At 51.1% G+C, this 12791-nt stretch carries 9 protein-coding genes and 1 pseudogene; 8 read left to right on the forward strand and 2 right to left on the reverse strand.

Annotation, left to right across the window (positions count from 1 at the left end; translation table 11 throughout):
* From CSR04_RS25000 to CSR04_RS18195, 8 genes and pseudogenes are all read left to right on the forward strand, one after another.
* Window positions 1–1322: pseudogene (locus CSR04_RS25000) on the forward strand (glycosyl hydrolase 115 family protein); the annotation flags it as partial.
* Window positions 1323–1813: 491 nt separating this feature from the next.
* Window positions 1814–4876, forward strand: a complete 3063-nt coding sequence (locus CSR04_RS18165; protein ID WP_102797749.1) for a TonB-dependent receptor — start codon at window positions 1814–1816, stop codon at window positions 4874–4876.
* A 142-nt stretch (window positions 4877–5018) separates the two neighbouring features.
* The gene (locus CSR04_RS18170; protein WP_102797750.1) at window positions 5019–5771 is read left to right on the forward strand and encodes a SapC family protein; all 753 of its coding nucleotides are present in this window, start codon (window positions 5019–5021) and stop codon (window positions 5769–5771) included.
* Window positions 5771–6805, forward strand: a complete 1035-nt coding sequence (locus tag CSR04_RS18175) for a cupin-like domain-containing protein (RefSeq protein ID WP_102797751.1) — start codon at window positions 5771–5773, stop codon at window positions 6803–6805. The genes CSR04_RS18170 and CSR04_RS18175 overlap by 1 nt, the downstream gene beginning before the upstream one ends.
* Window positions 6806–6813: 8 nt before the next feature.
* Complete coding sequence (locus tag CSR04_RS18180) at window positions 6814–8298, forward strand: tryptophan halogenase family protein (protein ID WP_102797752.1); 1485 nt, start codon at window positions 6814–6816, stop codon at window positions 8296–8298.
* Window positions 8299–8403: 105 nt separating this feature from the next.
* On the forward strand, window positions 8404–8931 hold the full coding sequence (locus tag CSR04_RS18185) for a TerB family tellurite resistance protein (protein WP_102797753.1): 528 nt from the start codon (window positions 8404–8406) through the stop codon (window positions 8929–8931).
* Window positions 8932–8953: 22 nt separating this feature from the next.
* Entirely contained in the window at window positions 8954–9232 is a 279-nt protein-coding gene (locus tag CSR04_RS18190) for a hypothetical protein (protein WP_102797754.1), read from the forward strand.
* Window positions 9233–9675: 443 nt separating this feature from the next.
* Complete coding sequence (locus CSR04_RS18195) at window positions 9676–10074, forward strand: hypothetical protein (RefSeq protein WP_102797755.1); 399 nt, start codon at window positions 9676–9678, stop codon at window positions 10072–10074.
* 177 nt (window positions 10075–10251) lie between these two features.
* On the opposite strand, the gene CSR04_RS18200 is transcribed toward CSR04_RS18195, so the two are convergent.
* Window positions 10252–11745, reverse strand: coding sequence for a tryptophan halogenase family protein (locus CSR04_RS18200; RefSeq protein WP_102797756.1), 1494 nt, complete (start codon window positions 11743–11745; stop codon window positions 10252–10254).
* Between the two features lie 17 nt (window positions 11746–11762).
* Window positions 11763–12779: a cupin-like domain-containing protein gene (locus CSR04_RS18205; protein WP_102797757.1), complete on the reverse strand. Its 1017-nt coding sequence runs from the start codon at window positions 12777–12779 to the stop codon at window positions 11763–11765.
* Between the last annotated feature and the right edge of the window lie 12 nt (window positions 12780–12791).

Raw genomic sequence — 12791 nt, forward strand, 5'->3', positions numbered from 1 at the left:
GGCGTAAACCAGAGGCGGTTGAGGCTGATACCTACAGTATTTTGCATTACAACGAAGCCGGGCGGGTGTCGGCTGAACTTAAGGCCTTAGCAGAGTTAAACCAGCAGGTGGAAAAGGCACTGCCGCCAGTTTACCGAGACAGCTATTTTCAACTGGTGGCCTATCCGCTGTTGGCCACTCAGGCGGTGTTTGAACTTAACCATAACCTGGCCCTTAACCGCCTGCACGGCAAGCAGGGGCGTGTGACCACCAATGACTATGCCAACCAGGTACGTTATTGGTTTAACCGCGATCAGCAACTGTCCGGGCAATATCACCAACTGGCTGATGGGCGCTGGAAGCATATGATGTCGCAGCCGCATATAGGTTATACCTACTGGCGTAATCCACCGGCTAACCTGATGCCGGTGGTGTCCACGTATGCACCGGCCGCAGAGCCGGTGGCCGATATGGGCGTGGCGGTGCAGGGCAGTGAATTGTCCTGGCCACTCAATGAACCCTTGGGGCAGGATTTGGTATTGCTGGATTTCACCCTGTACGGTCAGCAGCAGCGCTATATTGAAATATTCAATAAACAACTTAAACCTTTTACCTTTAACGCGGCGACCTCGGCGCCCTGGATAACATTAAGTCAGACAACGGGCGATGTTAATCAACAGCAGCGCATTTGGGTCAGTATTGACTGGCAAGGTTTGAGCGAGGGAACGCATCAGGGCTGGGTGCACGTGCAAGGAACAGGGTGGGGGGGCGCACGTATTCTGGTAAAGGCCAGTAAAACCCCGCAGGCAGTAAAAGGTAACTTTGTGGAGGCCGATGGCTATATTGCCTTACAAGCATCCGATGCCACAATTTACGGCAATCATGCTCGCGCCTGGTGGGCACCCATCCCTGGTCATGGTTATGCAGGGCAGTCGGTGTCTGCATTTGCTCACGCCGATTATGTCTGGCAGAGGGACGAACCTGCCCCCTACCTGGAATTTCCCTTGTACTTATTCAGTCAGGGACAGTTTGATTTGCATCTGTGGCTGGCACCCAGCCTGGGGTTTGTGCCTGGCCGCGGCCTGCGGCTGGCGGTGGGGCTGGACGACCAGGTGCCGCAAACCCTGGATATCCTGTCTGATAGCAGTCAGCAAGCCTGGCAGCAATCTGTGCTGGACGGGCTGCGCAAAGTCACCACCCGTATCCATATGACCCAAGCGGGTCAGCACAAACTGCGTCTATATCTGCGCGATCCAGGGGTGGTATTGCAAAAGCTGATAGTGGATACCGGTGGTCTGCAACCCAGCTATTTGGGGCCACCTGCCAGTCCTTACATCAGGTAGTGTGGTGCTACCTGAAAGTGCTTGAAAACGTTTGCATATTTTTCTTTCTGTTCAATATCTGTTATTCGTGCTACACGGCTTATTTTCATTTTAGTAACAAACTGCTGGTGGGCGGTTTTCTGGTGAAATAACGGCATAACCTATTGAAAAATATTTGCTAAATGCTGTTGTTCTTTCAGCTTTGTCGCAAGCTCATTGTGTTTTTTAACATCCTGGTTTTTAAAATCTTGTAACTGAAAACGTTTTCATCTAAGGTTTGTGTTGCTGAATTGTTAAAAAAAGATAGCGAGTAACGTTTTTTTGCAAAATCAAAACACCCGGCTCGCCACTACAATCGCAGACAGAAATAACAATTCGGCCGGGTACTAGCTGGTGCTCCGGCCAGCGGGAACAGACCGACGCATACACAAGCTGAAGGGGTGTGGCAGGTATTAACCTGTGCGCATAGAAGGCGTTGGTTCACTCAATAAAGGCAAAGTGGGAACAACAACATGAACAAAGTAACAGTGTTTAACCGAACCACCCTGGCCAGCAGTATTTCGTTACTGCTGGGCACATCCCTGTCCATGCCGTTACTGGCGCAGGAGACGGCGGCGCAGGATGATGGCTCTGTGGAAGTTATTCAGGTCAGTGGTATGCGCTCCAGTCTGCAGCAAGCAACCAGCATTAAACGCCATTCCATGGGAGTGGTGGATGCCATTTCGGCCGAAGATATCGGCAAATTCCCAGATACCAATCTGGCAGAGTCCCTGCAGCGTATCAGTGGCGTATCGATTAGCCGTACTAATGGCGAAGGGTCTGAAGTCACTGTGCGGGGTTTTGGTGGTGACAATAACATGGTGACGCTTAACGGCCGTACCATGCCTGCTGCCACCACCTATGGGGCAGGCTCCGGTGCCGATGGCACCACCCGTGGGGGCAGTACCCGCGCCTTCGATTTTGCTAATCTGGCCTCTGAGTCGATTAAATCAGTAGAAGTGTTTAAGACCAGTAAGGCCGATATCACCACTGGTGGTCTGGGTGCGACCTTGAATATCATCACCGCCAAACCATTGGACAGTGAGGGCTTTGTGGCCAGTGCCGGTGTTAAAGCTGTACATGACACCACCAACCGCACCGGGGATGATTTGACCCCGGAACTGTCCGGTATTATGAGCTATGCCAATGACGAATCCACTTTTGGGGTGGGCTTGTCTTTCAGCCATCAAGAGCGAGATTCTGGCTATACCGGCGCGACGGTCAATGCCTGGAATATCGGCTACTGGGATGACAGTAATCCAGGTGGTGATTTGTATGGCAACCCTGGCGTGGACTACCGTAATGCGCCGCAGGATGGCCAATTATTTGCCCGCCCAAATGATATTCGTTATGCCTTCTCCAATACCCAACGGGTGCGGGATAACGCGCAACTTACCTTACAGTTTCGTCCCAATGATGCCCTGACCGCAGCAGTGGACTATACCTTTGCCGAAAATGAACTCAAAGAGCAGCGCGGTGAGATCACCAACTGGGTGCAGGGCGGTGGAAATACCCGTATTGTGGAATTTGACGACAGCGCCGTGAAAACTCCTGTGTATATTATGCAAGAGTATGATGGTGGGGTGGACGAAGGTTATGAACAGCAGTGGCGCGAACAGACCAATACGCTTAAATCACTGGGTCTCAACCTGCAATACAATGTGAGTGACTATTTCTCGCTAACTCTGGATGCGCACGACTCTGAAATGTACAGCCGTGGCACCGGCCCTCGCAATACGGGGGAGCTGGCCGTGGGCCTGGGCGCGCCCACCGTGGTATCCCGCGAATGGTTCTGGGGTATGGATCTGCCAACCTATAAGAACGTTTATGACGACAGTATTCGCGGCGCCAATAACAATGGGCAGGTGGATGCCGGTGATGTGGGCTCGTCTGTGGCGCGTTTACGTAACGCCAGCCAGAAGACCGAAATTTCACAGGTGAAACTGGATGGTCAATATGTGCTGGAAGACGGGCGCTTTGATTTTGGTGTGGAGCTGCGCACTATGGAATCCCGCTCCATGCAAACTGCTGGCCGCAATATAGATAACTTGGGCGGATGGGGTATTGCCTTCCCCGGTGAATTCGATGCTTATGGCCTGATCCAGCCTTTTGACCTGCCCGGAGAGTTTGACGATTACGATACTATGCCGGGAGGCTACGGTTTTATTGCCGATGCCAGAGCATTGTATGATGCGGCGCTGGAGCTATACCCTAATGCCAATCCTGCTCTGCCCACCGCCTCAGAGACGGCCTTATCCTTTGACAATACGGTGAAAGAAGAAACCCAGGCGGTGTATTTCCAGGTAGCATTAGGCGGCGAGCTGGGCGGTATGCCATTTGACGTACTCACTGGCTTGCGCTACGAAAAAACCGATGTAACGTCCACCTCGTTAGTAAACCCGGTGTATTTCTCCTGGGACAGTAATGATGATGTGAACCCGCATCCAGGCACAGGCGCGGAGCCTACCTCACTGGACAGTGACTACGATTACCTGCTCCCCAGCCTGGATTTCAGCCTGGATATTACTGAGGATCTTAAAGGCCGGTTCTCTTTCGGCAAAACCATTGGCCGGGCGGGCTTGGGTGACCTGGGCGTGTCGTACGGTAATTTTGGCGGCGGGGGCGGTTCCACCTTGCTTGGCGCGCAACCTACGGCCGATGGTTCCAACCCTGGTCTGCTACCACTGGAGTCGTCCAACTATGATCTGTCGCTTGAGTGGTACTACAGCCCGGACAGTTATGCCTCTATTGGTCTATTTCAGAAAAACGTCATCAACTTTATCGGTCGCCGGCAAGTAGATCAGAAGATTTTAGGGATTCGTGATGTGACCGGGGGGCCAAGAGCCCAGGCGGCCATGGATGCACTCAATGATCTGGGGGTACTGGTCGACAACACCTCGCTGTTTACCATGATGGTCATTCTGAATAATCCAACAGACTTCCCTGGTGGTGCAGGTGATTACAATAATCTGTCGCCACAGGACATCATAGATATTGAACGTGACTATGATCTGCTGGCCAACGAGTCGGACCCTGAAACCACCTTCCGTACCAGTATCCCGGATAACAGCCGCGAAGCCAAACTGTATGGTGCCGAGCTGGCGATTCAGCATTTCTTCGGAGATAGCGGTTTTGGTGTGCAAGCCAACTACACCATAGTACGGGGTGATGTAGGGTTTGACAGTGAAGCCGATCCGGATCAGGACCAGTTTGCACTGCTGGGCCTAAGTGACACGGCCAACCTGATTGCCATGTATGAGAAAGAGGGCTGGCAGGCCAGGATTGCCTGGAACTGGCGGGATAAATACCTGGCTGAGGTGAATAAGGGCGCGGATCGCAACCCAAGATTCGTCGAAGCTTATTGGCAGATAGATGTAAATGTTAGTTATGACATCAGTGAAGACCTGACCGTGTTTGTGGAAGGCTTGAATATCACTGGTGAGAATGACCGGCAGCACGCCCGTAATGAAGCGCAGCTTTGGTATCTGACCGATTTAGGAGCGCGCTATCAGATTGGTGCCCGTTACGCATTCTAAAAGCAGGTGTCCTGTTATGACCTGAAATGTAAGAGCCGCTGGTAACAGCGGCTCTTGTCTGTTTGCGGTGCTGTACATTTGTTCGCCAATACAGGCATAGTGGGGATACACAGGTTAAGTTGTTCAGGGGATAGTATTATTTATGCCGCAACATGTTTTGCTTAACAATATCAGTCATCAACAGACCCGGGTGTTGCACCGGTTTGCCGCGGAGTATGGTGACAATCTGGCCAGTGTGCCGGTGATGCCCAATGAATTTACCGAACTGCAAAAGGAATACCCGCTGCTGTTTCGTCGTCAGCAGCCCAATGGTCCTTATCAGGCTCTGGCATTGTTAGGATTTGAAGCCGGCGAGAACCTGTTTCTGGAGCCGCAACTGCCTTCAGGCTGGGCGGCCAGACAGATACCGGCGATGTTAGAGCGGGGACCATTTTTGATTGGTATGCAGCATCGCCAGGAAGAAGGGCAGCATCAGGAGGTGGCGGTTATCCATATCGATATGGACCACCCTAAGGTTAACCAGCCGCAAGGCAAGGCGCTGTTTCTGGAATACGGTGGCAACAGCCCTTATCTGGAGTTTGTGTCTGCATGTTTAACCCAGCTCCATCAGGGCATGGCCATAGCGCCGCGACTTTATGCCTTAATCGAGGAACTGGATTTATTTGAGCCCATCAATATTGATATTGAACTGCACAGCGGCGAAAAACTGCGCCTGACCGGCTATGCCACCATCAGCGAACAGCGCCTGGCACAGTTGGATGTGCAAAAGTTACATGGCTTACACCAGGCTGGCGCTTTGCCACTCTGCTATGCGGCCATGGCGTCCCTCAGCAATATTCGGCAATTGATAGACAAGAAAAATCAGCGCCTGGGCCAGACCGGCAAGGGGGCCTGATGCACGTCGACTATGCGCCTGCGCCGGTTATTAACAACCTGCCTCCTGGTCAGTTACCTGCAGATTTAAGTGGCTTTAGCCAGCCCGTGGTGTTTAAGGGATTAGTCAGTCACTGGAAATTGGTAATGCTAGGCAGGCTGTCCAGTGAAGAAGCCGTGGCTTATCTTAAGTCGTTTTATAACGGCAATCCCGCCTTTGTTTATCAGGGCGAGCCGGGGCTTGACGGTCGTTACGGCTATAACGACGATTTTACCCGGCTTAATTATGAAACCAGCCGCTTGGCGCTGGATGAGGTACTGGACAGGCTGCTGGCCTGTCGGCAAACCGCCAACCCACCAAGCTACTATATTGCTTCCAATGTTATTGATTACAACTTTCCGGGCCTGAGCGCTGACAACCATTTAGACATACCCGTCAGGCCATCGCCGCAAGCCTGTGAACCGCCGGTGCCCAGTCTCTGGATAGGCAATCGCTCGGTGGCCCGCTGTCACTATGATGCCTCAGACAATATTGCCTGTGTGGTGTTGGGGCGGCGGCGTTTTACCTTGTTTCCGCCGGATCAGATAGCCAACCTCTACCCGGGGCCGCTCACACCAACTCCCGGTGGGCAGGCCATCACCTCGGTGGATATTCATCAGCCGGACCTTGGCCGCTTTCCACGCTTTGCCGAAGCCATCAAAGTCGGACTCAGTGTCGAGCTGGAGCCGGGGGATGCTATCTATATTCCCAGTATGTGGTGGCATCAGGTGGAAGGGCTGGACAGTGTCAACATTCTGATCAACTACTGGTGGAGCGATGCGGCAAAATTTATGGGCTCGGCCATGAATGTGCTGCAGCATGCCATGCTGAGTCTGCGTGATAAACCAGCCCATGAAAAAGCAGCCTGGAAGCAGGTATTTGACTATTACGTGTTTGGCGATAGTCAGTTGCCACGAGCCCATCTGCCGGAGCAAGCCTGGGGGGACTTAGGGCCCATGACGGAGCTAAGCTCCAGGCAATTGCGCGCCAGGCTTATTAATAAACTCAACAGATAGGAACAGCCGTGCAGCAGGTAAAAAAAGTGGTAATTGCAGGAGGAGGAACAGCCGGATGGGTGACGGCCGCTGCCTTGTCCAAACAGTTGGCCAATCTGGTAGACGTGACGCTAGTGGAGTCGGAAGAGATCGGCACCGTGGGGGTAGGGGAAGCAACCATTCCGCCCATGCTGGTGTTTCATAAATTGCTGGGTATTGATGAACAGGCTTTTATGCGTGCAACCCATGCGACCTTCAAGTTAGGCATCAGTTTTGAAGGTTGGGGAGATATTGGGGAACGTTATATTCATCCCTTTGGCACGACTGGCAAGGGCAGCTTTCTGGCTGATTTTCAACATTACTGGCTGCATGGAAAGACGCTCGGAATCGATTACGCTATTGATGACTATTGCTATGAATTGCAGGCTGCCGAGGCTGGGCGTTTTGCCCGCTCCGACAGTTCCAGCATCAGCTATGCCTATCATCTTGATGCTGGTCGCTACGCCAAATTTTTACGTGAATTCAGTGAGCAGCATGGGGCCAGGCGAATCGAAGGACGTATCGCCAGGGTAGAGCAGGATCCCGACAGCCAACATATCCGTGCCTTGGTGCTGGCCAGCGGCCAGCGGGTGGAAGGGGATCTGTTTATCGATTGTAGCGGTTTTCGAGGCTTGCTGATTGAACAGACCCTGCAAACCGGTTATGAAAACTGGCAGCATTGGCTGCCTTGCGACAGTGCGGTGGTAGTGCAGACTGAATCCGCCGACACGCTGCCACCCTATACGCGTGCCATGGCCCATGACAGTGGCTGGCAGTGGCGCATTCCCTTGCAGCACAGGGTGGGTAATGGTCTGGTCTATAGCAGCGCTCACCTGGATGACGATAGTGCCCGTGAACGGCTGATGACCAATCTGGAGACCGCGCCACTCACCGAGCCACGCTTGATTCGTTATCAAACCGGTCGGCGTAAGCAGTTCTGGAATAAAAACTGTATTGCCATGGGCTTATCCAGTGGTTTTGTGGAACCCCTTGAATCCACCAGTATCTATCTGTTTATGAATGCGGTGGTGCGGCTGCTGAAACTGTTTCCCTTTAATGGCATGCAGAGCGCACAGGTAGATGAGTACAACAGGCAGTCCATTGTTGAACTGGAAAAAATCCGCGACTTTATTATTTTGCATTACCACCTGACCCGTCGTGATGACAGTGCGTTCTGGCGTTACTGCCGGACCATGGCCATTCCCGATAGTCTGGCACAGCGCATGGCGCTGTTCCGTGAATGTGGTCAATGTTTTCAAAGCAGTGATGAATTGTTCAGGCTGGAGTCCTGGGTACATGTGATGCTGGGCCAGGGGCTGATGCCGCAGGGCTATAATCAATTGGTGGCGGCCGTGCCGGAAGCGCAGCTACGTCAGCATCTGCAGGGCATTCGTCAGACCATTGGGCAAGTGGTGGGTAAACTGCCCCCACATCAGGAATTTATCCGCCGTTACTGCCAGGCTGAAAAAAACTAGCTTATTGGCTCAGGCAGAGAGATTGGCAAGCTATTGGTGATAGTTTTGGGTTTGGCAAGACTGCGCTACTATTGTGGAATAAGGGAAAATATAGAGGGAACTTATATGCATCTGGTGCTGGCAATTCTTGGCGTAGTCGTCACTATATTAGTCTTGCTTAATCGTCTGCAACAAGGTGGCATTGACCTTGGTTGGTTGAATCCTTTCAGTTGGCATAGGCGCAGAAAATTCCGGCAGGAATACGAGCTGTCCGCAGCTTATACCCTGGACAACCCGATGGATGTCGCGGCTTTGTTTATCGTTGGTGTGGCCAAACTAAATGGGGATATGAGTAAGGAGCAGAAGCAGCGGATTCTGTCGTTGTTTCAGTCAGAGTTCCATCTTTGTGAGCGAGCCTCAGTGGAATTGTTAGGTGCCTCTGTGCATTTGTACGGCAGAGGTGATGAGATACTGAACTATCCAGACAAGGTACTGCACCGCAGTAAAAGTGCGTTTTCAACCGAACAGATTCAATCCGTTTTGTTTATGATGAATGAAGTGGCGAAGGTGGAAGGTCAACCAAATGAGTCGCAGCACAAGCTTATTGAAGGATTCGAACAATGTTTTCCCAAACTGGTAAAAGCCAGTTGGTAATGTCTGTTGGTTTGACGAGAAGATGGATTGGTTTGCGATTGATTTAGGCGATGCCATGTTGGCGCAAGGCCGGCTGACTGAGCTGGAGCGCCAACTCCGCCTGGCCTGGCTTGGGGCCGGTCAGCCGGATACCATGCTGGCTGGCGTGGTAAGCCGCTCGCAGGGATTGCATTGTCAAACCACGCTGCTTTTAAGTGGCCCGCTGCAGCGCTTGGTGGCATTGCCTGATGCTGTACCTTGCCAGCACCTGCCTGCGGATATTCAGCCGCTAATCGGCAATTGGCCCAATATGGCCTGCTAGCCACTCTCAAAATCCACAGCGACCCCCAAGAAACACAGCAAAACTGATATTCACCGCAGAGACGCAGAGATCCCAGAGGTATTGTGGTAAGTGGAGATTCTTGGTGATGAGTTTGGTAGTTTTAATGTTTATTAACCACGAACCACAAGAAAGTCACGAAAACTACTTTTACTGTAGTGAAAATATCATCTTTAATTTAAAAATTTGTCAGATTTTTTGGGTGCTGTCATTTTTGTATAGGATGTCTAGACATACAAAGAACTTTAACTAGTGTTAAGTATTGGTGTCGAGGATTTGGGTATCCCGTTAAAACTATCATCAGGAACATAAGGATATTTATGGAATACTTTTCTTGCAGTATTATTTTTATCGGTGTGCATGATACAAATTTTCTTAACCATTAAATTTATTTGATTTTAATGACTAGGGTTTACACTATTGGGATGTCTGTTTTTCTGGTAGCAGCCGTTGGGTTGCTACTATTTTTATCTTCGATCAAAAAAACAGGAGTGGAATATAGAACAGACTTCTTTGTTGGTTTGGATTCCAACAGGGATGACAAAATTTCCTTTATTGAATGGATGGCCTACTACGGAGGTCATTCACATCCAATAGAAGAGTGCGCCAGGATAGATTTTTATTGGGGGGATTGTAACAAAGACGAGGTGTTAAGTTGGAAAGAATATAGCCTCGTTAGAAAAGTAGGTGGTGAAAAATTTGGCGGATCATCTACATGTCGGCCAGATATAAGTTCTCAGGAAAAATTAAGCAGGGCTTATAGTGATGCACTAGCGAGAGAGAATGTGTTGATTGAAAAATATAAATTTAAGGCGAACAAGTAAATTGACTATTGCTTTTCTCGGAGCTCTCTGCGTCTCTGCGGTGAAAATAGATCTGCGCAAAGCATAAGAAAACCACAGAGACACAGAGTGGTTTAAGGTATTGTCACTGTGCGCTTTTCTTTGCGTCTTAGCGTTACTGCGAGAAGTATCAGGTAACAGCCGATATTTTCCAGTGAATCACAGTAACTCAGCGTGGGGTTTAAAGTTCAGGCCGCAGCGGCGGATAAAATCACTGAGAGTGGCCATTTCTTGCTGATAGGCTCTCAGGTCTGCAGGCTGTTGTAACGGCCGGTTGGGGAAGATACCGTAGCCGGCCAGCATACAAGCCCAGGATTTAGGCTGATAACTGCCAATTAAATTATGCTTGAGCATATCGCCAGCAAAATCCGGGCTATGATGCCAAAGGGTCAGGATCTGCTTTAAGTTGTCGGAGATCTGTTGATTGGCGGCATTGTCCCGCCAGTAGTCAGTGTCGGCGCGGCGGTTCATCTTGTAGTGACAGACAATATAATCACGAATACCGTCAAAGCGGCCGTTAATATTTTGGTTAAAGGCCTGCTGATATTGGTGGCTAAACTGACCTTGTTCAAAACACTGAATAAACTGCGCGATAGTATTAAATGACAAGGCAATGGCCGTGGCTTCAAGGGGTTCGATAAAACCCTGGGATAAGCCAACCGCCAGACAATTTTTATGCCAGTGCTTATCAACCCGGCCAACCCGCATGGCTAAATGCCTGGCCTCGACATCGGCGTCCAGCAAGCCTAAGTGCTGCCTCAACTCCGTCTCGGCCTGGTCGGCATTGATATAGCCGGTGCTGTACACATAGCCGTTGCCGAAACGGTTTGTCAGTGGGATTTTCCAGGCCCAGCCGTTGGACAGGGCAGTGGAGCGGGTTTCTACCGGCAATACCTGGGGGGCAGCGCTTGGCATCACCACTGCGGCGTCATTAAATAAACTGTCTTTATAACTGCGAAAACCGACATTCAGGGATTTTTGCAGCAGTAGCGCCTGAAATCCCGAGCAATCAATAAAAAAGTCAGCGGCTAACTGCTGGCCATCGTTAAGCTGCACATAACTGAGGTTGCCAATCTGATCCAGGGCAACCTCCTCGACATGGCCAATCCGCCGGGTCACCCCTTTGGCCTGTGCCTGTTCGGCCAGAAACTGGCCGAGCAGGGCAGAATCAAAATGGTAACCGTAGGCCACGCCAAACGGAAAAGACTCGGCGGGCAACGGGCCCAAATGCTGCCGGGTCAGATAGGTTTCGAGAAAATACCGATCCGGATGCGCATCCACGTTCAGGCCCTGCATTCTGGCGCGGATATGTTTAAAGAACAGCGGCAAGGTGAAGACATCGTCGGTTTGTGCGGCAAAGGGATGAAAGTAAGATTCAAAGCCGGCAATGCTCGACCAGTTGTCAAAGCTGATACCATTTTTATAGGTGGCATTGCAGCGCGGCATCCATTGCTCGTCGCTGACGCCAATAGCATCAAAGAACAGTTTTAAGTGCGGGGTGCTGCCTTCTCCCACGCCTATAATGCCGATGTCCTCGGACTCCACCAGACTGATTTCAATATCCTGCCATTTGCTGACCAGCAGATTGGCCGCCATCCAGCCAGCGGTGCCCCCGCCGACAATCAGGATTTTATTGGGTTTGCTGTTTGTCATCCTAGCGCTGCGCCCCTTTATTTTTGTAGTTTTTGGATAAAGTAATCTTTGATGGCCCGAATATAGTCGGGCGACAATTTACCCAGTATATGTTGCTGCTGCGCTGGAATGTAGGCGCAAGGATCCACCCCCTGTTTAAATAAGTAGTGGTCAAACATACAGCGCCAGGCATTGCGCTGTTTGGGGGTGAGATCGCGCATGGCCAGTAAAGCCAGGTTTAAACTGTCGATAGCACTGGGGGACACCGCATCCGGTGCTGATGAACCGTTCCACCAGTAGTTCATCAGGGCATTGACCTTGTCCAGTGATTCCACATGATGCCACCATAACATCGGGATAAAGATGGCATCGCCCGGCCCAAGCTCGGCACTGTAGGCTGCGTCACGGGCATGTTGAAACAATGGATAACGCTCGAGATCGGGATTATTCACATCCACCAGACTGGTGGGGGCGCCAGCCGGGGTAAAGTTAAGAGGGCCTGGATATAAATGACAGGTCTGCTCGGGTGGAAACAGGATAAAGCGCCGCCGACCGGTAACCACGCAGGCCAGATTGTCTGAGCCATCATAATGGGTGCTGACAATCCCTTGATTACCTACCCATAGCCGGGGTTCGAGAGCAGGAAAAAAATCGCTGCGGTTTTCCTCGGCCAGCCCCGGCAGGATCTCGCTGAGCCTGGCATTTTGCATGGAAATGGCCGGATACACTGCTCTGTCCATCAACTCTAGTAGTCGGCCTAAAAACAGATCAACGCGCTCTTCACCACTTAGGTAATTAACGTCGGTCATCTGCTCATTGTAATAAAAACGCTTATTGGCCGATGGCGGCGCTACGACCATTCTGGCCTTGTTGCCCTGATAAAATTTAAGCAAGTGGTTAACAAAGCTTTGCGGCCCTTGTTGTGCTGAGATTACCAGCGGCCATTTTTGGGCAAAGCCGCGGATAATCAGCGGCTGTTGTGCAGGGGCAAGCTGATTAAAAAACTGTTCTGCGCTTAATGAAGAATATTCCGCAATGGCTTTGTATTCATGCATATCTCTACTTCC

This window comes from Bowmanella denitrificans (assembly GCF_002887595.1).
In the GTDB taxonomy this organism is placed as follows: Bacteria; Pseudomonadota; Gammaproteobacteria; order Enterobacterales; family Alteromonadaceae; genus Bowmanella; species Bowmanella denitrificans.